The following is a 24,561-nucleotide window of genomic DNA, read 5'->3' as shown; positions in this document are numbered from 1 at the left end:
GAATGATAAGAACATTAGGCTTTCTTGTTTTATTTTTTATCATCATCAATTGCGATGCTCAACTTAAACTCTCAGGGAAGGTAACTGACCAGGTGCATGAAACTTTGCCATTCATTACTGTTAAAATTTCAGACGCTAAAAATCAGGTCAATTATACACAAACAGACAGCCTCGGGTTTTACCAGTTCAGCAATTTGCAGTCTGGAAAATATGAGATCACTTATGCTGCACTCAATTTCAAAGTTGAGAACAGGTTACTGAGCTTAAGCAGAGATACGCTGATTAACATTCAACTCCAGGAAAATACAAATAAGCTTCCTGACGTTCAAATCAGTGCCAGAAAAGCGTTAATAGAAAAACAGATCGATAGGACCGTTTTTAATGTGGAGAACAGTGTTTCTGCCATCGGAACAGATGCTTTGGAACTGCTTTCTAAAGTGCCAGGAGTTAGGGTTTTGAATGATAGGGTTTCATTGGTGGGCAAAGGTGCTGTTAATATTATGATTAATGATAAATTGGTGCTCTTATCTGATGATGAGCTGTCTAATTATTTAAAGTCAATTTCATCAGATAACATCGTCAGGATTGAAGTGATTACCAATCCCCCGGCAAAATACGACGCACAGGGAAATAATGGCTTGATCAATATTGTACTAAAGAAAGTTGCTGCCGAAGGATTTAAGGGGTCGATAAATACCGCTTTTACAAAAGCTATTCATCCAACGGTATCTGCAGGTGGGAGTTTAAGTTACAGGAAAAATAAAATTACGCTTTCCACAAACTTTAATATCCGGAAAGGATCTCTGGTTCCTTTTGAGCAGAGTGATGTTTTTTATCCCAACCAAACCTGGAACATTGTAAATAAAGACCGGAATTTTAGGACGGTGCCCAGTGGACAGATCGGAATGGATTATCAGACTTCTCCAAAAACGGTATTAGGATTATCGTACAACGGTGGGTTAACCAACTTCCATTCTGAAGAAAATATTAAAACCACTGTTTATAATAAAACAGGTAGTTTAGATTCAGTGCTGAATTCTGATGCCAATGCCAAAATCAGATCTCATTATAATTCCGCCAATGTGTATTTTAAAAAAGCCTTAGATTCTGCAGGAAAACAGCTGCTTATAAATGGCGATTGGTTTAAATACATGGATGATAAAGAAAGGTTTTTTAACAATACCAGTTATTTTCAAAATGGAATAATGAGCCCGAATTCTTTTGCCGAATATCTATCTGCCAGTAAACAAAATATAGATTTATTTACCGTAAAGGCTGATATAGATTTGCCTCATAAAACCTTTAAGCTATCTTTTGGTGCAAAATTGAGTTTTATCCATAACGAGAGTGATCTTGCTTTTTATAAAGTCCGCAATACGGTTTATGAGCTGGAACCCGGCCAAACCAATCTCTTTAATTATCAGGAAAACACACAGGCCCTCTACATTAACTATAATAAAAGCCTAAAGCGCTGGGATTTTCAGGCTGGTCTGAGAGGAGAATACACACAGATTGATGGCGTTTCGGTTAATGAACAAAATCGAAGTGAGTATTTCAGGCTTTTTCCTACGCTTTACATCGGTTACCTTGTAAATAACAAAAGCACTTTTTCTGCTAATTATGGCCGCCGGATCAACCGGCCTGCTTATCGCAAACTAAATCCTTTCCGCTGGTACAGCAACCAATATGCTTATACCGAAGGAAACCCTTTTTTACAGCCATCGTATAACGACAACATCGAAATTTCTCATACTTACAATAATATCTTCACCACGACACTATCTTTTAGCCATACCACAAACGGCTTTAATGATGTCAATTTTATTGATGCTGGTACGAATATTCAGGCTGCCAAACCCGTTAACTTTATTACAGGGTATCATTATCAATTCAGCAATGCCATTACGCTAAATCCTTTGAAATGGTGGGAGAGTATCAATCAAGCGGATGTTTTTTACACAATATCCCATTCTGGCATCGCGCAAACCCAAAGTAGCCTGAACGGATTTGGTGTTTATTTTTCTACGCTCAATCAATTTGTGTTTAACCAATCTAAAACCATTTTGGGCGAAGCCAGTTTCTGGCACCAATTCCCAACAATTGAGGGATTGAATCAAAATAAAACTCAATATAACCTTGATCTGGGAATTAAAGCTTTATTCGTTAATAAAAAAATACAATTGGCGATAACGGCAAGTGATGTCTTAAAAACAAACCGGTACCGTTTTAATAGTCTGGTAAATGACATCAAGCAAGAGTACAATAACTATTACGATAGCCGTCAGCTTCGGATCACCTTCCGTTATAATTTTGGCAATGAAAAGATTAAACAGCAGGATAGGAAGTTAGGGAATGAAGAGGAGCGGAGGAGAAATAATTAATTATGGAAGATGTAATATGGATGATGGAAGGGATTTGTGTTGATCCGTGTGTATCTATGATTAAAATTTTTCGATTGCGTTATGAATGATAGATACAAAGAAAAGTCGTCATCTCGACTGAAGCGCAGCGGAATGGAGAGATCTATCTAGGCAGATTTAGCTTCGCTGAGCACTTCGTGGTTCTCAACTGCGTTGCACTCCGCTCGAAATGACGATTACTTGAGGTAGTTATCTCCTAAAGCTTCTTTATCATTTATATTGATTTTATACAATAAATTATCCCACAGGATGACAAGACAGATGGGAAGAACTCAAAATGCCATCATCCATTTTCCCTCTTACATTACCCATCCCTAAAACGCTTCTGCCAAACTGATATAAAACCCGGCCTGGCGTTTTTCATTTGGCAATTTTTCTCCTATACCATAATCTAGCCTAACGCTCAAACCTTTAGCCGGATCGAAAAAGTAACGGCCACCAACACCAAAATTTGGTTTTAATCCATCGGTATTAAATTGGCCGTTAGCAAATACTTTACCCGTACCGGCGAAAGCCACGATCCCAAAACGGTTCATAAAACGGTAGCGGATTTCGGCTTGTGCCGCCATAAGGTTTTCATCACGATAGCGGCCACTGTAGTAACCACGCATCATTTGGTCGTTGCCTAACTGTTGTAATAAATAAAATGGCGTGCTTTTGCTTTGAATGGTGTAATAAATGCCCTGTACGCCCAAAACCACTTTTGGTGCCAAACTAAAGAAACCTCGGAGGTCTAGTTTGATCTGTGATCCATTGAAACTTTCTCCACCAAAAAAATCAGGTGCATATTGGTAGGTTGCCCTCCCGAAAAAACCTTTGGTAGGGTAGTTGTTGCTGTTTCGGGTATCGTAACTCTGCGATGCGCCGATCCATGCGACCGAACCACCATCTTTATCTAAAATTTGTGGGTTAGTGGTATAAATGCCTCCGGCTTGCTTGTCTATAAAATGATAATTCTCAAAACCTAATGAAACACCTGTATAAGCTTTGGGTAAAGTGTTCATTTCGGCATCAAAAAGTGTTTTAAAAACCCTTTGGTCTAGTTTGTCTTCATCTATCTTTTTAGCGTTGTTGCCGATACCATAAAAGTTAAAGGGCTGGTTTTTAAAACGGATATCGCCAATAAAGTGATATTTGTTTCCTTTTGTCCACATATCACCTTTTAGCATAAAATTAGCTGTCTTTTTAGTGGAGTAGGTGGTATTCAACGCGAAATTGGAACTGCGGTTCAGTGTGTCTTTACGGTCTACATAAAAAGAATAAATCGCACCCACGCCAAACTCAAATCCTGTTTCCTGACTATAGCCAAAGGCTGGTAAAGGTAAAAAGCTTGCTTTACGGGTAGTATCTTTTTCGTTTGAGAGCATCTTTTTGATCAGTTTCATTTGTGCGAATGAACTTCCTGAAACGAGCGCCAGGAAAATAATCAGATAATATTTTTTCATCAAGTTTTTTTGATTTTATAGGCGATGAAGCTATCATGAGCATATCCTCGTATTGTAAGTGGTTTGCTCATGATGGTTTCATTACTGCAAAGAAAAGGAAATTTAGTAAGAAGTTGGTTAACTGGTTAATTGTTTAATTGTATCTGGCAACTGCTCAATCCCAATTCCAAACACCCAAAACGTCATTTCGAGCGGAGTGCAACGCAGTCGAGAAATCTGTATAGATAGATCTCTCCATTTCACTGCGTTTCAGTCGAGATGACGACACTTTTATTGAAATTTATCATTGGAAATTGGAACCTGTATTATTACCTCTCCTAGCCGCCACCTAAACCGGATTGTAGGGGAAAGCCCACAGGTGAGGTACGAACCGAGGACTTGTACTGGAAAGCCGGACTAACTTTAATAGTTACACTAAAACTGCTTTTCAAATAAAAGATCCTTCGACTACGCTCAGGATGCCAAACCGTGAGGGGATGATCAACTCTAATTTTTATAAGTAAATAGGCTCTGTGCCCTAAGTGCTATGCGCCAAACGCCATGCCCCAAACGCTAAACGCTTTTACGTTTTCACCTTTCGGCCTAAATACCTATTTTTGCGGCAAACAATACAAAACGAAATGAGCAATACAAGAGGACCAATATCTCAGTTTATGGAGCGTAATTACCTCCATTTTAATGCTGCGGCAATGATGGATGCGGCTAAAGGATACGAAACGCATTTAGATGAAGGTGGTAAAATGATGATCACACTTGCTGGTGCAATGAGTACTGCAGAATTGGGAATTTCACTTGCAGAGATGATCCGCCAGGATAAAGTGGCTATTATTTCTTGTACAGGTGCAAACCTTGAAGAAGATATTATGAACCTGGTAGCACACTCCCATTATAAACGTGTACCAAACTATCGCGATTTAAGTCCGCAGGACGAATGGGATCTTTTAGAGAACCATTATAACCGCGTTACCGATACCTGTATTCCTGAAGAAGAAGCTTTCCGCCGTTTGCAGAAGCACATCCATAAAATCTGGATGGATGCTGAAGCTGCAGGTGAGCGTTATTTTCCGCATGAATTTATGTACAAAATGCTTTTAAGTGGCGATTTGGAGCAATACTATGAAATTGATCCTAAAAATTCATGGATGTTAGCTGCGGCAGAAAAGAATTTGCCAATTGTGGTACCAGGATGGGAAGATTCTACTATGGGTAACATCTTCGCCTCTTATGTAATGAAAAAGGAACTTACTGCAACCACAGTAAAAGGTGGTATTGAATATATGGGCTGGTTAGCCGATTGGTATATTGCAAACAGTGGTGGTAAAGGAATTGGCTTCTTCCAGATTGGTGGTGGTATTGCCGGCGATTTCCCGATCTGTGTGGTACCAATGCTTTATCAGGATATGGAAATGGAAAATATTCCTTTCTGGAGTTATTTCTGCCAGATCTCCGATTCGACCACTTCTTATGGCTCTTATTCTGGTGCCGTACCGAACGAAAAGATTACCTGGGGTAAACTGGATATCCACACGCCAAAATTTATCGTAGAAAGTGATGCGACAATTGTTGCACCGTTAATGTTTGCCTGGATATTAAAACAATAATCAGAAAAAATAAATAAACCAAATTGGTTTATGGTATGCCCATTGGAGATAATCTATCAAAAATGGGCATTTTTATTGCCTGAGTGGCTTGAATTGGCATTTGTTTAGAATGATTATAAATTGTATTTCAAGTCACTATTATGTCATGGGATTTATTAATAAGTTATACTTTTGTTCAAGTTTTGGTGGGGCTACCCCTAGTTCAGCATCAATTTCACAACAAAAAGTAAATTAAATAAGTATAAAGTGTTCATTATGAGAGATATCTCGATGATTTTAAAAAGCGTTTGGAAGTCGTTATTCGTGTTTTCAGCAATTTCCGTAATAGCGGTTTCTACCGTAAATGCGCAGGATGCTAAAGAGGGAAGAACGCTTTTCAAAGCAAAATGTTCTTCGTGCCACGCGTTAGATTCTAAATTGGTTGGTCCGGCCTTAACTGGTGTAAGCGATCGTCACTCTGAAGAGTTCCTTTTAAAATGGATTCCAAATTCGCAAGGCTTAGTTGCTTCTGGTAACCCTGATGCTGTTAAACTTTTTAACGAAAACGGAAAAATTGCAATGACTTCTTTTCCTGAGTTAGACGAAACGAAAGTTAAAGACATCTTACAATACATTAAAGAAGGTGAGCCAAAAGTGGCTAATCCTCCGGGTGGTGCTGTTGCAGCAAAAGACGAATCAACTTCAGGTTTATCAATTGCAGGTATTGTAGCTATCGTTGTATTGGCGATTGTTATTTTAGTAATCTTAGGTCGCGCTTCTAAATTATTAGAACGTTTGATCCTGCAAAAACAAGGTATCGAGATTGAAGAAGATGTGCCATTAAAGGTTGGTGTGCGCAAGATGTTCAAGAACAAGAAATTTGTGATGTTCTTTATCTTGTGTTTAATCATCTGTTTAGGTTCATTCGGTTGGATGGGCATGTGGAATACTGGTGTTCATACCGGTTACCAACCAGTTCAGCCAATTAAATTCTCACACGAATTGCATGCGGGTATCAATCAGATCGATTGTCAGTATTGCCACAATGGAGCATTTAAATCTAAAAATGCAACTATCCCATCATTAAACGTTTGTATGAACTGCCATAAAGCTGTTCAGGCAAGAGATAAATATGAAGGTGAGATTTCTCCTGAGATTAAAAAGATCTACAATGCTTTAGGTTACGATCCTGAAACTCAGAAGTACGATGAAAGTAAAGCTAAACCAATGGAGTGGGTACGTGTACACAACCTTCCTGATTTTGCATATTTCAATCACTCTCAGCACGTAGTTGTTGCAGAAGATGCCATTCGTAAAGCAAAAGGATTGCAACCAACAGAACCTGTATGTTTCGCTTGTCACGGTCCGGTTAATACTATGGAAGAAATTTACCAATATTCTCCATTAACCATGAAATGGTGTATTAACTGCCATAAAGAAACAGATATTTCTGGTCAGAAAAATAATGCTTTCTACGCTAAGGTGATCGAAGCGCACGAAAAGATTAAAAAAGGCGAGAAAATTACACCAGCGTTATTGGGTGGTTTAGAGTGTGGTAAATGCCACTATTAATAGATAGAGTTTAGTAAGAACGTTCGAATAAACAGTAATATAGCTTAAATGGAAAGCAACAAAAAATACTGGAAAGGCTTAGAGGAGTATAACAATACACCCGATTTTGTTAAGAATAACAAAAACGAATTCGCCGAGCCACTTCCAATAGAAGATGTTTTAAATGAAGCAGGGTTAAGTACCGTTACCCCACGCCGCGACTTTTTAAAGGCGTTGGGTTTTGGTTTAGGTGCAGTAACTTTAGCAGCCTGTCAAACTGCCCCTGTTCATAAATCTATTCCTTACCTGGTAAAACCTGAAGAGGTTACTCCGGGTATTCCTAACTATTATACTTCGAGCTTTAATGGCCAGAGTATTTTAGTTAAAACCAGAGAAGGACGCCCAATTAAAATTGAACCAAATCCAAACGCGGGTCAGTTTAACTGTGGTACAGATGCGAGAGCGCAAGCTTCGGTTTTAGATTTATATGATGTATCTAAACTAAAAGCACCTGCTTTGGTAAAAGATGGAAAAGTTGAAGAAACTACCTGGGCAAAAATCGACAGCTTTGTTAAAGGTGAGTTGGCAAAAGCACAGGCAGGTGGAAAGAAAATCCGCATTGTAGCGTCAACTGTAAACAGCCCGTCAACTAATGCCGTTATTGCACAGTTTATTACAAAATATCCTGCTGCTAAATTGGTTCAGTATGATGCGGTTTCTTATACAGGTATTATTCAGGCTAACCAAAACAGTTTCGGTAAAGCAGTTTTACCTAAATACAACTTTGATAAGGCTGATTTAATTGTAAGTTTCAGTGCCGATTTCTTAGGTACCTGGATTAGCGGAGAAGAGTTTACTGCTCAATATACTGCTAACCGTAACTACAAATCGTTAGAAAATAAAAAAATGAGCCGCCACATTCAGTTCGAAAGTGGAATGAGCTTAACAGGTACCAATGCAGATACCCGTGTTCCGGTTAAATTATCGGAAGAAGGACCTGCTTTAATTGCTTTATATAATGCAATTACCGGTGGTGCTTTACCTGGCGGAACGTTAGGTAACAATACTACTGCCGATAAAGTAATTAAACTGGTAGCTAAAGAATTGGTACAAGCTAAAGGTAAAGGCCTTGTGGTTTGCGGTTCGAACGATGTTTCTACTCAGATTTTAGTAAATGCCATTAACGCCGCTATCGGAAGTTATGGTACTACTATTGATTTAGATAACCCTTGTTATTTATATGCAGGTAACGATGCCGAATTTAATGGCTTAGTTGCTGAAATGAACCGTGGAGAAGTTGGCGCTGTTTTATTCTTGAACAGTAACCCGGTTTACGATGCTGCAAATACAAAAGCATTTATTGAGGCATTAGCTAAGGTTCCTGCTAAAATTTCATTCTCTGATCGTGCAGATGAAACGGCTACTGCTTGTGATGCTATTGCGATTAACCATAACTACTTAGAATCATGGGGTGATGCAAACGCTTACGAAGGGTATTATTCAATCGTTCAGCCAACCATCAATCCTGTTTTCAATAGCCGCCAGGCTGAAGAGAGTTTATTAACCTGGGCTGATGCTCCTGTTAAAGACTACTATCAGTTTGTACGCAGCAACTGGGAAGCTAAAATGCTACCAGCTGTTGGTTTGAAATGGGAAGAGGTTTTAGAAAAGGGTGTAGTTACTTCAACAGCTAAAGCTGCTGGTGCTTATTCATTCACACAATCGTTAGCACAAGTTGCTACTTCAATTGTAAATAGCAGCAAAGCTTTAGATAAAGATGTTCAGTTGCAGGTTTACGAAAACATCCCAATGCGTGATGGTAAAAATGCAAACAACGCATTCTTACAAGAATTGCCTGATCCGGTATCGAAAGTAACCTGGGATAACTATGTTGCACTTGCACCAAAATTTGCTGAGAAATTAAAAGTTAAAGAATTTGACGTTGTAACGGTTAAAGGTAGCAACGGATATTCAGTAGATCTTCCGGTATTGATCCAGCCAGGACAAGCGCAAGGAACTGCATCTATCGCATTAGGTTATGGCCGTACCAAAGTTGGTAAAGCAGGTAACGATGTGGGTAAAAATGCTTTCCCTTTTGTTTCTTTTGCAAATGGAACATTCCAATATGCTACTTCGGTAACCATTACCCCAACAGGCGGTTACTATGAATTGGCTCAAACACAAACTCACCACTCTTTCGAGGGCCGTGCAGTGATTAAAGAAGCTACTTTCAAAGAGTACTTAAAAAATCCTGGTGCTGGTAACGAAAAAGGCGAGCATAAAGATTACGATCTTTGGGATCAATACGAAAAACCAGGTAACAACTGGGTTATGGCAATCGATTTGAATGCTTGTACAGGTTGTGGTTCTTGTATTGTTGCTTGTAACGTAGAAAATAACATTCCTGTTGTAGGTCGTGATGAGGTTCGCCGTCGTCGTGAAATGCATTGGATTCGTATCGATCGTTATTACAGCTACGAAACTAAAGATGGTGATGTAACCAAAGAGAAAGAAATTGCCAAGTTAGAAGACCTGGATCATGTTTCTGTGGTTCACCAACCAATGTTGTGCCAACACTGTGATCACGCACCTTGCGAAACAGTTTGTCCAGTATTGGCAACTGTACACTCAAGTGATGGTTTAAACCACATGGCATACAACCGTTGCGTAGGTACCCGTTACTGTGCAAATAACTGTCCGTATAAAGTACGTCGTTTCAACTGGTTTAACTACTGGAACGATTCACGTTTCGATAACTATTTAAATAACGAGTTTACCCAATTGGTTTTAAACCCTGATGTAACTACACGTTCAAGAGGGGTAATGGAAAAATGCTCTATGTGTATTCAACGTATACAAGGTGGCAAATTACAAGCTAAGCTGGAGAAACGTCCATTAAAAGATGGCGATATTAAAATGGCTTGTCAGGAAGCTTGTTCAGCAAATGCAATTGTATTTGGTGATGCAAACGATCCAAATTCAGAGGTTTCAAAAGCATTACGTTCTGAGCGTATCTACTACGTATTAGAAGAGATCAATGTGAAACCGGGTATCGGCTACATGACAAAAATTAGAAATACAGATACAACAGTACAAGCGTAAGCTTTAGTATAAAGAAAATACAAATTATGTCAGGACATAACGAATCAATACTTAGAGAACCATTAATTACCGGCGATAACATCACGTATGCAAAAATTACGGATGATATTTTAGGCCCGGTAGAAAACAAGCCGAACAAGGCCTGGTGGATTGGTTTCATCGTTGCCTCATTAGGTGCTTTACTTTGGGTAGTAGCGGTAAGCTATACTTTCTGGAACGGTATCGGTGCATGGGGCTTAAATAAAACAGTTGGTTGGGCTTGGGATATCACCGGTTTCGTATGGTGGGTAGGTATCGGTCACGCTGGAACACTAATTTCAGCTGTACTATTACTTTTCCGTCAGAACTGGCGTAACTCCATCAACCGCTCGGCAGAGGCGATGACCATTTTCGCCGTAATCTGTGCCGCAACTTATGTTGTATCACACATGGGCCGTCCTTGGTTAGCCTATTGGGTTTTACCTTTACCAAACCAATTCGGATCACTTTGGGTAAACTTTAACTCACCATTGGTGTGGGATATGTTTGCGATCTCTACTTACTTCTCTGTATCATTATTATTCTGGTACACAGGTTTATTACCAGATATTGCTACCATCCGCGACCGTGCAGTGGGTACACGTAGAAAAATCTATTCTATCTTCTCTTTTGGATGGAGTGGAAGCGTTAAAACATGGCAGCGTTTCGAAGCGGTGTCGTTAATTTTAGCAGGTATCTCTACACCACTGGTACTTTCGGTACACACGATTGTATCAATGGACTTTGCAACATCGGTAATTCCAGGATGGCACACCACCATCTTCCCTCCATACTTCGTGGCTGGGGCGATCTTCTCAGGCTTTGCGATGGTATTAACCTTATTATTGGTTGCACGTAAAGTATTAGGCTTAGAAAACTACATCACCATGTTCCACATTGAGTCGATGAATAAAATCATCATCTTAACCGGATCAATCGTAGGTGTGGCTTATTTAACTGAGTTCTTCATCGCCTGGTATTCAGGTTCAGAGTACGAGCAATATGCATTTATCAACAGATCTACTGGTCCATACTGGTGGTCGTACTGGATGATGATGACCTGCAACGTAATCTCTCCACAGTTGTTATGGTTCAAAAAGATCCGTTTAAGCATTAAAGCGACCTGGATTTTATCAATCGTGGTAAACGTGGGTATGTGGTTCGAGCGTTTCGTAATTATCGTTACTTCATTACACCGTGATTATATTCCATCAAGTTGGGCAATGTTTTATCCAACCTGGGTTGATATCAGTGTATTCGTAGGTTCAATTGGTTTGTTCTTTACTTTATTCTTATTGTTCTTAAGAGTATTGCCATCAATCGCTATAGCAGAGGTTAAATTATTATTGAAAACTGCAAGTGAGCAAGCCAAAATGAAACAGATTAAAGAAGGGCATGAGAATAAAGAATATGTAGCTGAGTACATAGAGTCTTTAGAAAAATTTGATAGTGTTAAACAAGAAGATTACGCAAAAATATAACAATGAGTGATATCAAATATATTTTAGGCAGCTTTGGCGATCCTGATGAAATGATGCACGGCATCGAAAAACTTCAGGAAAATAACATCAGTATCCATGATGTATATACACCGATGCCTATACACGGAATAGAAGCCAAATTAGGAATTAAAAGATCTAGAATCGATATCGCAGCATTTTGCTTTGGTATTACCGGTACTTGCTGTGCGTTCGCTTTGATTTATTTCTGCGCAGTAATCGATTGGAGAGTAAACATAGGTGGTAAACCATCATTTGCATTACCGGATTTTATTCCGATAATGTTCGAGCTTACAGTATTGTTCTGTGCTTTCGGTATGGTGTTAACTTATTATGCATCTACTCACTTATTTCCGGGAAGAGCACCAAGAGTGATGGATTTACGTGCTACTGATGATCGTTTTGTGATTGCAGTTGATGCAAAAGACAATATAGAACATACTGTAATTGATGGATTATTAAAAGATGCAGGTGCTTTAGAAATAAAGTATAATGAAAGGAAGTACATTAGCTATGAATAAGAATAAATTTGTTTACACGGCGTTTTTAGCTATCGCTTTTGCAGCTACCTTTTCTGCTTGTAAAGATAAACGCAGTACTGGTTTAGAATATGCCAGAAACATGTATGATCCGATTGCTTACAATCCGGATCAGCCGAACAAAAATTTTAAAGATGGTAAAACAGCTCAGTTGCCACCTGCACATACTAAACCGGTAGGTTTTACCGAATATGATGAGTATCCTAATACAAAAGAAGGTTACGAAGCAGCAGGAGTGAGCATGGTTAACCCTTTACCAGTAGATACTGTTAATTTAGCTCAGGGTAAACACTTATTTACCGTTTTCTGTAGTCCTTGCCACGGAGAAAAAGGCGATGGACAAGGACACTTGGTTAAAATTGAGAAATTTAGTGGTGTACCTTCGTACTTCTCAGGAAGTTCATCAAGAGGTGGAGATATGAAAGCACTTACTGCCGGTAAAATCTACCACACCATTACATACGGTGTAAATAATATGGGCTCGCATGCTTCGCAAATCTCACCAACAGATCGTTGGAAAGTGGTGATGTATGTTCAGGAATTACAAAAACAACAATAAGTAAAGCAGAATATAAATGGGAACTCACAATATTAATTTTAGTGAACAGTTTGAGTTTACAGGTAAAGTAAAAACATTAAGTATAGTTGGTATCGCTTTAGGTGTTGCAGCTGTTGCTTTTGGTTTCTTAAGTGGCATTCAAGAGCGCACTTTCGCCAACCTGTTGCTTATGGGATATTACTTCGCATGCGTTTGTATGTCGGGAATGTTTTTCTTAGCTGTTCAATTTGTTGCTCAGGCAGGTTGGTCTGCATCAATTTTACGTGTACCGCAGGCAATGGCCAAAACATTGCCAATTGCAGCAGTCATACTTATTGCTATCGTATCTGCAGGTTTATTTATGGAGCATACAATTGTAGAACACGGACAAAGTATTAGCGTACCTTATCTTTATAAGCACTGGGCAACTCAGGGTTTAGCAGAAAAAGGTTCTGAACATTATGATGCGATTATTGCCGGTAAGTCTGTGTTTTTAAATAAGCCTTTCTTTTTAGGTCGTCAATTATTGTTTTTAGGTGTTTACAGTATTTTCGCAATGATGTTTGTTAAGTTTTCATATAATGAAGATTTAACTGGTGGCTTAAATTCATACAGAAAGAGCTTTAAAAATGCTTGTGTATTCCTGGTAATTTACGGTTTTACAACACCGATTTTTGCTTTCGATACCATCATGTCATTAGAAGCACACTGGTTCTCAACCATGTTTGGTTGGTATAACTTTGCCGCAATGTGGGTAAGCAGTTTAGCTACTATTGCTATTATCATTATCTTATTGAGAAGAGCAGGTTATATGCAATGGGTTAACAATAGCCACTTACACAATTTAGGTCAGTTTATTTTTGGTTTCTCTATCTTCTGGACTTATGTATGGTTTGCTCAATTCTTATTGATCTACTATGCAAACATGCCTGAGGAGACTGTATACTTCTACAAACGTTTTGAATATTATAAATTCTGGTTTTTCTTAAATCTGGCCATGAATTTCTTAGCGCCGGTATTATTGTTAATGGATAGAGATAACAAAAGGACGGATGCAAAATTATTATTCGTTTCTATCGTGGTATTATTAGGTCACTGGGTAGATTATTACCAAATGATTATGCCGGGTGCAGTAGAAGAAGGACATAATGGTTTCGGAATTGTAGAAATTGGTACTGCAATAGGTTTCGTAGGATTGTTTACCTTTACGGTTCTTACATCATTAAGTAAAAAACCTTTAATTGCAAAGAATCACCCATTATTACAAGAAAGTTTGCATCATCAACTATAGTGGTGATAGGATAAAGCAAATATTTAATTATTATTATAATTAGCAGTACAGCGTACTACTTTTAAGAAAATGAGTTTAAGAAAGTTTATAACGAATAAAACGACCGCAGCTTTAGCAGTATTGATTACTGCTTTTGCAAACACTAGCGTATTTGCGCAAGATGCAGCAGCAGGTGCTGCCGCGGCACCGAAGGTTGATATGGGCGAGGTTTATAAATCGGTAATATTTTATATTCTGGTTTTCCTTGCTGTATGCTTGTTCATTGCCATTATTGGTAAAGCAATAAAAGTATATGAGTTAAGCCGCGAAGCACAAGGTAAACCTGTTGGTATTAACTGGAACGGGGTACACGCAAGTTTATTTGCGTTGTTTTTAGTGATCGGTTTGTATGGTGTATATTGGGAATATACAGTGCATGGATCAATGTTACTTCCGGCTGCAGCATCTGAGCACGGAAAGAAAATTGATGAAATGTTTAATTTAACATTAATCATTACCACTATTGTATTTGTAGCTACACACATCTTATTATTCGGATTTTCTTATATCTATAAATACTCTGCTAAAAGAAAAGCTTACTACTACCCACACAATAATACAATCGAAAAAATCTGGACAATCGTTCCGGCTCTAGTATTAACCGTTTTGGTATTAATGGGTTTCTTAACCTGGAGATCTATTTTCTTTAAAGTTGAAGATCCAAACCACAAGCCATTACAAATTGAAGTTACTTCTGAGCAGTTTAAATGGTCTATCCGTTACCCGGGTGCTGATGGAATAGTTGGTAACAAAAATTACAAGTTAACTACAGCTAGCAATACATTGGGTATCGATTTTAAAGATATCAACTCTCGTGATGATGAAATGGCAGATGAGATGGTGCTGCCTGTAGGTAAACCAGTTAAACTTATTTTGACCAGTAAGGATGTAATTCACAGTTTTTATATGCCACACTTCAGGGTACAGTTAAACACCGTACCGGGTATGCGCGTTTTCTTTGAGTTTACGCCGACAAAAACTACTGCAGAAATGCAGCAAGAGACTAACGATCCTAACTTTAACTACCTTTTCTTATGTGCTAAAATTTGTGGTGCCGGTCACTACAATATGCAGAAAGTGGTACGGGTAGTTTCTGAGGCCGAGTACAAAACCTGGATTGCAGAGCAGAAAACATACTTAAACGACGATTTAAGAAAACAATTTAATTTGCCAGTGGCACCTGCACCTGTAAAATCAGTAGCAGATTCAGCAGCTAAAGATTCAGCAGCTGTGAAAACTAACCAAATGGCTTTAAAGAAATAATATTAAGCAGGAGCGAAAGAATTATGTCAACAATAGCATTACACGACGAACACAATCACGATCACGCTGATCATGGGCATCATAAAGAGACTTTGATTTCAAAGTACATCTTTAGTATGGATCATAAAATGATTGCCAAGCAATTTTTGATTACCGGTATTATTATGGCGGTAATAGCAATGGGCTTATCCATTTTATTCCGTATTCAATTGGCATGGCCAGATCAAAACTTCCCTTTCTTAGAAACATTTTTAGGTAAATGGGCTGCAGGCGGTCGTATTAAACCAGATTTTTACCTGGCTTTGGTAACCATTCACGGTACCATTATGGTATTCTTTGTATTAACTGCCGGACTAAGTGGTACCTTTAGTAACTTATTGATCCCACTTCAGATCGGTGCAAGAGATATGGCTTCGCCATTCTTAAACATGCTTTCATACTGGTTCTTCTTTATGGCCTGTGTGATCATGATGTCATCATTCTTTATCCAAACAGGTCCTGCATCAGGTGGTTGGACAGTTTATCCACCGCTTTCTGTTGTTGCCAAGGCAATGCCAGGTTCAGGAATGGGTATGACTTTGTGGTTAATTAGTATGGTACTTTTCGTAGCATCATCTTTAATGGGTGGTATTAACTACGTAAGTACAATTTTAAACATGCGTACTAAAGGTATGGACCTTTGGAAAATGCCATTAACCATCTGGGCTTTCTTTTTAACCGCTATTTTAGGTATCTTATCATTCCCTGTTCTTGTGGCTGGAGTAGTGTTAATGGTATTTGACCGTAGTTTTGGTACAAGTTTCTACTTATCAGATATCGTAATGGGTACTGATATTTTGCCAAATGAAGGTGGTTCTCCAATTTTATGGCAACACTTATTCTGGTTCTTAGGTCACCCTGAGGTATATATTGTAATTATGCCTGCATTGGGTATCTCATCTGAAGTTATCTCTGTAAACTCACGTAAACCGATCTTCGGTTACCATGCAATGGTTTACTCGTTAATTGGTATTACCGTATTATCATTCATCGTTTGGGGTCACCACATGTTTGTAACCGGTATGAACCCATTGTTAGGTGGTGTGTTTATGATTACCACGTTGATCATTGCGGTACCATCAGCAGTAAAAACATTCAACTATCTGGCTACATTATGGCGTGGTAATATCCGTTTCACTCCGGCAATGTTATTTGCTATTGGTTTAGTTTCATTCTTTATCTCTGGTGGTTTAACCGGTATTTTCTTAGGAAATGCTTCGTTGGATATTAACTTACACGATACTTATTTTGTTGTTGCCCACTTCCACCTGGTAATGGGATCTGCAGCAATCTTTGGTATGCTTGCAGGTGTTTATCACTGGTTCCCAAGAATGTTCGGTAGAATGATGAACCCTAAATTGGGATATTTACACTTCTGGTTAACTTTTATTGCAGCTTACCTGGTATTCTTCCCGCTTCACTTCTTAGGTTTGGATGGTGTACCTCGTCGTTACTATGCATTTACTGAGTTCGAATTCATGAAGAAATGGTTAACTGTTAACGTTTTTGTAACATGGGCAGCTATTATGGCCGCACTTGCTCAGGTAGCGTTCTTGTTTAACTTCTTTTATTCAATCTTTAAAGGAAAAGTTGCACCTCAAAATCCATGGGAATCCAACACATTAGAATGGACTGCACCTGTTGAGCACTTACATGGTAACTGGCCAGGAGAAATCCCAACTGTTTACAGATGGCCATACGATTATAGCAAACCAGGACATGATGCGGACTTTATTCCTCAAACTGTTCCTTTCTCGCAAACCATGAGCTCTAATTTACCTCACGATTTTGAAGGAAATCAAGAAGCAGAAAAAATACAGCAAGATTGGGAACTAGCCAATCCTGTTGAAGAAAACAAAGGCTAGTTTAAGCTTAAAAACAATTTTAAAAGGGGTATCTGATTAAGTTTCTGCTTATCCGGATACCCTTTTCATCTTAATAGATATATGGTCAGCAGATCAGAACAACGTTTCATTCGAATTAATCTTATAACCATCATAGTTACACTATTGGTTATACTTGCCGGTGGTATTGTCCGCAGTACCGGATCAGGCATGGGATGCCCGGATTGGCCAAAATGTTTCGATCGTTACATTCCGCCAACTGATGTATCTCAGCTTCCTGCCAACTATAAAGAAAAATATGTTGCAGGCAGGTTAAAAAAGAATGAAAAGTTTGCCAGGTATTTAGAAAGTATGGGTAAAGTAGCCTTAGCTGATAGTATCAGGCACGATCAGAGCATTACTGTACCCGAAGAGTTTAATCCGGCTAAAACCTGGACGGAGTACTTAAACAGATTAGCTGGGGTAGCAGCTGGAATATTCCTGTTTTTAACAGCCGTTTATTCTTTTACTTACCGTAAAACAGCAAAACGGATTATTTTGCTAAGTATCCTGAACATTTTTGTAGTAGGTTATCAGGCTTGGTTAGGTTCCATAGTGGTATCAACCAATCTGGCACAATGGGTAGTAACGGTACACATGCTTTTAGCACTGGTTATTTTAGCGATATCTATATATACCTACAATTATGCGAAACAGCTGAATAAAGCACCTTCGGTAATTATGTATAGGATACTATGGCTGAAAGGGTTTTTGTTCTTTACATTGGTAGTCAGTATTGTTCAGATCGTTTTGGGTACTGATGTGAGGGAAGCTGTTGATGTAATTGCAAAGTCTCTGGCTTATAGTGGTAAAGCATTATGGATATCGAAAGTAGGAAGTGTTTTTTCTTATCACCGCGATTTGGCTATATTGGTAATAATCACCAATGGTGTGGTTTATAAAATGGTTATTGATCGTTTTAGTGGTAAAGCTGCTCCGTTGTTAACAGCCAGATTTATTTTAATTACGCTTTTAGTTCAGTTATTAAGTGGTTTAGCTTTAGCATACATTGCTTTCCCGCCGGTAGCGCAGGCATTACATATTTTGTTTTCTACGCTGCTATTTAGTTTACAGTTTTACCTGTACTTATTGGTTTACAGAACAAGTACATATAAACAATAATATTTAAGAAAATTGAAGCAATATCTTTCAGATTTTTCTAAGCTTATCAAATTCAGACTATCGTTTACGGTGGTGTTTTCGGCGTCGATCTCTTTTTTGATTGGGCAGAAAATGCAGGTGGGTAGACATCTTATTCCTACTATCAATTGGGGAAACTGGTTAATTTTAATAGCCGGCGGATTTTTGGTTACAGCAGCGGCAAACTGCTTTAACGAAATTATTGAGAAAGATTTAGATAAATTAATGTCGAGAACCAAAGACCGCCCGATGCCTGCTGGTAGGATGACAACCGGACAGGGACTGATTTTGGGGGTATTTATGGCTTTTCTAGGTACCTGGTTATTGGGTCATTTAAATCTTGAAACAGGTTTGTTATCTGTATTTTCAATTTTGCTATACGCTTTTGCCTATACACCGTTAAAGAGAAAATCGCCTATTGCTGTTTTTGTAGGAGCAATTCCAGGCGCATTGCCACCGCTTATTGGTTATTTAGCTGCTTTTGGTAGTTTAAAGGCAGAGATGTTCCACGAAATTGATTATTACATTGCTGTTATCTTATTTTTAATCCAGTTTGTATGGCAGTTTCCACACTTCTGGGCCATTGCCTGGGTGCTGGATGATGATTACAAAAAAGCTGGTTTTAGGCTACTACCAACAAAGAAAAGAGATAAAACATCAGCACTGCTTACTTTTTTAAGCACCTTGATTTTAATCCCGGTAAGTTTATTGCCAACCATTTATGGTTTTGGTGGTTATTACATTGCTGGCTTATCATTAGTAGCCGGGCTTATATTTAGCTGGCTGGCTTTTAAACTTTTAATGAACAGAGAACTGATCGACGCGAAGAAAGTGATGTTCTGTTCGTTTTTTTACATCCCGGCTGTACAGTTGGGCTTATTATTAAATTTTATAGCAAAATAATTTATGGTGCTAACAATGGAAAAGATGCAGGATACGTTTGACCCTAAACCAAGGAAATTTATTGTTTGGTTATTTGTCGTATCGTCAACAATCATGTTTGGAGGCTTTACCAGTTATTATCTGGTATTTGCGGCTTCAAAAGGAAAGGGACACGGTTTGGTGTTGCCCGATGCCTTTATTTACTCTAGTTTGGTTATTATTGCAAGCAGCATCACTTTAGTGTTAGCTTCGCGAGCGTTAAAAAAACTAAATTTTAGCTTACAGCGCAACATGCTCTGTATTACCGTAATATTGGCCATCGCCTTTGGTGTAATGCAGTTTAATGCCTGGGGAAGTATGGTGAGAACCGGAGCTACCCTGGTAGGAAATAATGCTGCAATATCATTTATATATGTGGTATCCGGGATGCACCTTTTGCATATTATTGCTGGAGTAGGCCTTATTATTAATGCACTAGCTGGTAGCTACAAAAGCCTGCCCATTGCGAAAGTCCAGTACAGAATGGAAATTGCTTCTATTTTTTGGCATTTTATAGATATATTATGGATATATCTGTATGTTTTTTTACTTTTGAACCGTTAAATTTGTTAACAAACTATTATACTATTTCCAAATGAATGCAGTATCACAATTAGATCAAGTTAAAACCGGACCATGGAATGGTGGTCGTTCTCCGTGGTCGGTAGAATATGGTAAAATCATGATGTGGTTTTTCCTATTATCAGATGCTTTTACCTTTTCATCTTTATTGATCTACTACGGCGCTCAGCGTTTTTCTAAATTAACATGGCCAGATCCGGATTTGGTTTTCCAATCTATCCCTGGTATTAAAGATACAGGTGCTCCACTAGTTTTTGTGGGTATCATGACTTTTATCCTGATTTTAAGCTCAGTAACTATGGTTATGGCTGTAGAGGCCGGACATCGTCGTTCTAAAAAAGAAGTAATTGCGTGGTTAATTCCTACAATTGTTTTAGGATTTATGTTCTTAGGCTGTCAGGCATTAGAGTGGACCCATTTACACCATGAAGGTTTCTGGTGGGGTACAATTCCATCTGCTGAAGAGTTAAAACATTTATTTGATGGGCCAGTTTCTTTGGTTGCTGCGCAACAATTTGCAAACTTATTCTTTACCATTACAGGTTTCCACGGTTTCCACGTATTTAGTGGGGTAATGATCAATGTGATTATTTTAATCATGACGATTAATGGAACTTTCGAAAAAAGAGGCCATTATTTAATGGTAGAAAAAGTTGGTTTATACTGGCACTTCGTAGATTTAGTTTGGGTGTTTGTATTTACATTCTTCTATTTGGTTTAATTTCAATTATATAAAATATTTAATATGTCAGATCACTCACATACAACAGAAGGACACGAGCATGGAGAACATGCAGGATTGGATAAAGCTAAAATCTGGAAAGTAGCCGGTATTTTAACTTTAATTACTGCAATTGAGTTTATCATAGCACTATGGGCAATTCCTGGTCATCATATTCCTCAACATGTAGGTAACTATATTTATATTGCTTTAACACTTGTAAAGGCTTTTTATATTGTTGCTTACTTTATGCACTTAAAATATGAGAAATTAGGCTTGCAGCTTGCATTAACCGTTTCATTTATTTTTATTGGTTACTTTATTGTTTTAATGCTGATAGAAGGTGGGTTTTTAAACATCCACATGATGAACCATTAATGAAAAGAAACCCTATAAAAAAGGTAATAATCCTGGTAAGCATTTTAGCTATACCGGGATTTTTGTTTTTTTACTTATTGCCGCACTTCGCAAAAAACAGGTATAAGAGTTTACCCATCTTTGGTGAAAAGGTTGTTGCTACAACTTTTCATACTGTAAAGGGCAAGAAGATACCAGATACCATTTACCACCTGGTTCCTGATTTTAAACTCGTAAACCAGCATAGCGACACGGTGAGCTGGAAATCGTTTGAGAACAAGATTGTGGTATTAAATTTATTTCATGCCGGAGCGAAGAAACAGCAGGCAAGTAAATACATCAAACAACTATCTGATGGCTATGAACAGAAGCCCCTGGTTAAATTTGTAAGCCTATCTGTTGATCCGGCTGATATAGGTTTAATCAAAAATTTTGCAGCTAATTTTAAAGCAAAAGAAGGTAAGTGGGACTTTTTAGCTGGCGATACTGCACAAACCTATCCACTGATCAGGCAAGGCCTGTTACTTGATGTAATAGCAAATGAGTCCGATGGAAAGAACAGCTTTATATTTAGCAATAAGATAGTGCTGATTGATAATTTACACCGTATACGGGGTATTTATGATGCAGATAGTGCTGAAGCAAATGCTAAGCTGGAGGATGAAATAAAAGTACTTATTGCCGAATACCTAAGGAACGTTAAAGATGGTAGGTAGTTTAGTCTGCAGTCTTTAGTCAAGAGTCCGAAGCCTCTAGTCCGGGTTCGAAGCAAAATAATAATAATAAAAAGATTTAATATTCATGGAAAATAGTCCGATTGAGAAAAAATATAATAAGTGGATCATTATTCTTTCAATTCTAATACCAGTAGCTGTAGCCTTTTTATTTGTAGTAAAGTTAAAAGATTTAGGTATTGATGCGCCAACCTTGCCTTTTTTACCACCAATATACGCTACCATAAATGGGATTACAGCTATACTATTAGTTATTGCTGTTTGGGCAATAAAAAATGGAAAGATACAATTGCACCAAAATTTAATGAAAACAGCTATAGGTTGTTCTTTATTGTTTTTAGTAATGTATATCGCATACCATATGACTACGCCCTCTACTAAGTTTGGGGGGGATGGTGCAATAAAATATGCTTACTTCTTTATTTTATTAACACATATCTTATTGTCAATTGCAATTATTCCTCTGGTTTTGGTTACCTACGTGAGGGCTTTAGCCGAGCGTTTTGATCGTCACAGAAAAATTGCACGGATAACATTTCCGTTATGGCTGTATGTTGCTATAACTGGTGTGGTAGTTTATCTAATGATTTCGCCATATTATCAATACTAGAGATATATTAATAATGAAAAATTTAAAAAACCTTACTTAAAAACGTAAGGTTTTTTTGGTTATAGGAGTTTTGCCTGCAGAAGATATTTGCTTTAACCCAATTTTTTTTTCACTTTTATGTATATCATATCACACAGAGGTATTCATATACTTTGTATATGAATAACCAATCGACTAATTTATGGCGCAAGGAAGGATAGAAGATGAACGTAAGCTTATAGAAAAAATCGTAGAGGGAGATGAGCAGGCCTTTTCTGTTTTATTCTTCAAATATCTTCCTGTACTCCATATTTTTGCTGCTAAGTTCACCAAGTCTGATGATGCTGCCGAAGAAATTATTCAGGATGCATTTTTAAGAGTCTGGCTTAATCGCGATAAATTAGCGGAAGTAGATCATGTTAAAGCCTATTTATATAAATATGTTTCTAATGAATGTTTAAGCTACCTGCGTAAAAAATTAAAAGAAGATAGGGTTGTTGATGCATTTACGGCTAAGCAACAAAATAGCCATAATAACACTGTGGAAGCTATTAATTTAAATGAGGTAACTAAGATTATTGCTGTTGCAGTTGATAAATTGCCTGATCAGCGAAAAAATATATACCAATTGAGTAGGCGCGATGGTAAAACTATCCCTGAAATAGCAGAAATACTTAATATTTCTCCTAATACAGTTAAAAATGCACTCGTAATTGCCTTAAAATCGATACGTATACACCTCGATCAACACGGAATTGTGTTCTTTTTTCCAATTGTTTTTTTCTTTTTGAGAATAAAATAGAAAAAATTAATATTCCGATAGTCCTAATTTTGTTTTGCTGCTTCTTAGTATCAGAATCTTTATGGAACGTATACATTATCTATTACAACAGTTTACAGCTAAGGCCTTAAGTCAGTCCGAAAAGGAAGAACTTTTAGTTTTGGCCGAAAACAGCACATCACTACTTTCTGACGAAATCGTGAAAATGATTATCGCAGAAGAAGTGCATGCAGTTCATGTTGATGAGGGAAAATGGAATCCTGTTCTCCATAAAATTCTGACGATAGACAAGCCAACCCGGTCGCCTAAGCGAATTTTAATGAATAGTTTAAAATGGGCTGCCGCTGCTGTTGTTTTTATTGCATTTTCTTTAACGGCTTATCTCTCTCTGCAGAAAAAGAAAGAGCATGTTTTTGCAACTGATGTAGCGCCTGGAAAAAATAAAGCTATTCTTACACTGGCTGACGGAAAGAAAATTTCACTTTCAGATGCGATGAAAGGCGATATAGCAAAAGAAGCTGGTTTCTCTATCACTAAAACTGCAGATGGCCAATTGGTGTATAATGTTGCCGGATCAGAAAATGTAAATGATACCAGATTAAATACCATTTCGACCCCAAATGGAGGTGAATGGCAAATCCAGCTACCTGATGGTTCTACGGTTTGGCTAAATGCAGCCTCTTCAATTCAATACTCATTAAACATTGGAACCGCAAAACAGCGTGTAGTTAAATTAGATGGTGAAGCTTATTTTGAAGTCGCTAAAAATGCATCACATCCTTTTATTGTAGAGACCGATAAACAGGCTGTTGAGGTATTGGGAACACACTTTAACATTAACAGCTATAAAGATGAAATGGTAACTAAAACTACTTTATTGGAAGGAAGTGTGCGTGTTTTGCATAAAAATACCAATGAGAGCGAAATACTTAAACCTGGAGAACAATCCCTGGTATCTGTTTCGGGTATTGCCATAAAAGAAGTGGATGTTGAAGAAGCAATAGCGTGGAAAAAGGGCTATTTTATGTTTAATAACGAAAGGCAGGAAAGCATTTTACGTAAAGTTGCCCGTTGGTATAATGTAGAAATAGAATATGCCGATCCTGAGGCCAAAGATGTGATGTATTATGGAACGGTAAGCCGTTTCGAAAAAATATCAAAAGTGCTGACCAAGTTTGAACAAACAGGGGAAGTGCATTTTGATATTAAGGGCAATAAATTAATTGTTCACAAAGAATAAATGATAACAGATGAAGCCATAACTAACCTTTATCTCTAAAAATAAAACAACTTAATCAACCTTAACCTAAACCTTACAAATTATGAATAGACCTCAACAAACCTCCTGACGATTCGAAGATAAATGAATAAAAAAAGGAGTGCTTGCAACACCCCTTTATTATCTGTTTAGCTATTCCGTAAACCGGAATCGATTAAAAATCAATTATTTCTTGGATAATCCGCGAAACGCTTTTTGGCGTCCAAACTTCATTGCGCTTCGCAAAAAAAACAGACTATTAAATGTACAA

The 24,561-nt window shown here is 37.9% G+C and carries 20 protein-coding genes; 19 read left to right on the top strand and 1 reads right to left on the bottom strand.

Annotated features, from left to right (window positions below):
- The first annotated feature begins 2 nt into the window (after positions 1-2).
- Positions 3-2,381 carry an outer membrane beta-barrel protein gene (locus KYH19_RS17090; RefSeq protein ID WP_219075975.1) on the top strand — a complete coding sequence of 793 codons (2,379 nt, stop codon included), beginning with the start codon at positions 3-5 and terminating at the stop codon, positions 2,379-2,381.
- Between the two features lie 353 nt (positions 2,382-2,734).
- On the opposite strand, the gene KYH19_RS17085 is transcribed toward KYH19_RS17090, so the two are convergent.
- Positions 2,735-3,865, bottom strand: coding sequence for a BamA/TamA family outer membrane protein (locus KYH19_RS17085; RefSeq protein ID WP_219075974.1), 1,131 nt, complete (start codon positions 3,863-3,865; stop codon positions 2,735-2,737).
- 620 nt (positions 3,866-4,485) lie between these two features.
- Here KYH19_RS17085 and KYH19_RS17080 point away from each other — a divergent pair.
- From KYH19_RS17080 to KYH19_RS16995, 18 genes are all read left to right on the top strand, one after another.
- On the top strand, positions 4,486-5,466 hold the full coding sequence (locus KYH19_RS17080; protein WP_121284005.1) for a deoxyhypusine synthase family protein: 981 nt from the start codon (positions 4,486-4,488) through the stop codon (positions 5,464-5,466).
- Between the two features lie 255 nt (positions 5,467-5,721).
- Positions 5,722-7,017, top strand: coding sequence for a c-type cytochrome (locus KYH19_RS17075; protein ID WP_219075973.1), 1,296 nt, complete (start codon positions 5,722-5,724; stop codon positions 7,015-7,017).
- A 48-nt stretch (positions 7,018-7,065) separates the two neighbouring features.
- Positions 7,066-10,098 (top strand): TAT-variant-translocated molybdopterin oxidoreductase, encoded by a 3,033-nt coding sequence (locus tag KYH19_RS17070; protein ID WP_219075972.1) that lies wholly within the window; start codon positions 7,066-7,068, stop codon positions 10,096-10,098.
- 26 nt (positions 10,099-10,124) lie between these two features.
- The gene (gene nrfD, locus KYH19_RS17065) at positions 10,125-11,597 is read left to right on the top strand and encodes an NrfD/PsrC family molybdoenzyme membrane anchor subunit (protein WP_121284002.1); all 1,473 of its coding nucleotides are present in this window, start codon (positions 10,125-10,127) and stop codon (positions 11,595-11,597) included.
- Between the two features lie 2 nt (positions 11,598-11,599).
- The gene (locus tag KYH19_RS17060) at positions 11,600-12,136 is read left to right on the top strand and encodes a DUF3341 domain-containing protein (RefSeq protein WP_132402965.1); all 537 of its coding nucleotides are present in this window, start codon (positions 11,600-11,602) and stop codon (positions 12,134-12,136) included.
- Complete coding sequence (locus tag KYH19_RS17055; RefSeq protein WP_132402968.1) at positions 12,108-12,713, top strand: cytochrome c; 606 nt, start codon at positions 12,108-12,110, stop codon at positions 12,711-12,713. Before KYH19_RS17060 ends, KYH19_RS17055 begins: the two co-directional genes overlap by 29 nt.
- Before the next feature lie 16 nt (positions 12,714-12,729).
- Positions 12,730-13,983 carry a quinol:cytochrome C oxidoreductase gene (locus tag KYH19_RS17050; protein ID WP_219075971.1) on the top strand — a complete coding sequence of 418 codons (1,254 nt, stop codon included), beginning with the start codon at positions 12,730-12,732 and terminating at the stop codon, positions 13,981-13,983.
- A gap of 69 nt (positions 13,984-14,052) precedes the next feature.
- Positions 14,053-15,285: a cytochrome c oxidase subunit II gene (locus tag KYH19_RS17045; RefSeq protein ID WP_219075970.1), complete on the top strand. Its 1,233-nt coding sequence runs from the start codon at positions 14,053-14,055 to the stop codon at positions 15,283-15,285.
- Positions 15,286-15,308: 23 nt separating this feature from the next.
- The gene (locus tag KYH19_RS17040; protein WP_207908508.1) at positions 15,309-17,189 is read left to right on the top strand and encodes a cbb3-type cytochrome c oxidase subunit I; all 1,881 of its coding nucleotides are present in this window, start codon (positions 15,309-15,311) and stop codon (positions 17,187-17,189) included.
- An 81-nt stretch (positions 17,190-17,270) separates the two neighbouring features.
- Positions 17,271-18,329, top strand: a complete 1,059-nt coding sequence (locus KYH19_RS17035) for a heme A synthase (RefSeq protein ID WP_219075969.1) — start codon at positions 17,271-17,273, stop codon at positions 18,327-18,329.
- A 12-nt stretch (positions 18,330-18,341) separates the two neighbouring features.
- On the top strand, positions 18,342-19,250 hold the full coding sequence (gene cyoE / locus KYH19_RS17030) for a heme o synthase (protein ID WP_219075968.1): 909 nt from the start codon (positions 18,342-18,344) through the stop codon (positions 19,248-19,250).
- Between the two features lie 15 nt (positions 19,251-19,265).
- Positions 19,266-19,832: a cytochrome c oxidase subunit 3 gene (locus KYH19_RS17025; protein WP_219075967.1), complete on the top strand. Its 567-nt coding sequence runs from the start codon at positions 19,266-19,268 to the stop codon at positions 19,830-19,832.
- Positions 19,833-19,863: 31 nt separating this feature from the next.
- The gene (locus KYH19_RS17020) at positions 19,864-20,571 is read left to right on the top strand and encodes a cytochrome c oxidase subunit 3 (protein WP_132402986.1); all 708 of its coding nucleotides are present in this window, start codon (positions 19,864-19,866) and stop codon (positions 20,569-20,571) included.
- A gap of 24 nt (positions 20,572-20,595) precedes the next feature.
- A complete protein-coding gene (locus KYH19_RS17015; RefSeq protein ID WP_187591832.1) occupies positions 20,596-20,949 on the top strand; it encodes a cytochrome C oxidase subunit IV family protein in 354 nt (117 codons plus the stop codon).
- Positions 20,949-21,644: an SCO family protein gene (locus KYH19_RS17010; RefSeq protein ID WP_219075966.1), complete on the top strand. Its 696-nt coding sequence runs from the start codon at positions 20,949-20,951 to the stop codon at positions 21,642-21,644. Before KYH19_RS17015 ends, KYH19_RS17010 begins: the two co-directional genes overlap by 1 nt.
- A gap of 85 nt (positions 21,645-21,729) precedes the next feature.
- The gene (locus KYH19_RS17005; RefSeq protein WP_132402995.1) at positions 21,730-22,272 is read left to right on the top strand and encodes a DUF420 domain-containing protein; all 543 of its coding nucleotides are present in this window, start codon (positions 21,730-21,732) and stop codon (positions 22,270-22,272) included.
- A gap of 181 nt (positions 22,273-22,453) precedes the next feature.
- Entirely contained in the window at positions 22,454-23,053 is a 600-nt protein-coding gene (locus KYH19_RS17000; RefSeq protein ID WP_219075965.1) for an RNA polymerase sigma-70 factor, read from the top strand.
- Between the two features lie 61 nt (positions 23,054-23,114).
- Positions 23,115-24,272, top strand: a complete 1,158-nt coding sequence (locus KYH19_RS16995; protein ID WP_219075964.1) for a FecR family protein — start codon at positions 23,115-23,117, stop codon at positions 24,270-24,272.
- Positions 24,273-24,561 lie beyond the last annotated feature (289 nt).

Source organism: Pedobacter sp. D749 (genome assembly GCF_019317285.1).
GTDB lineage: Bacteria > Bacteroidota > Bacteroidia > Sphingobacteriales > Sphingobacteriaceae > Pedobacter.
The sequence above is the reverse complement of the archived record's forward strand: the minus strand, read 5'-3'. Positions and strand labels throughout refer to the sequence as shown.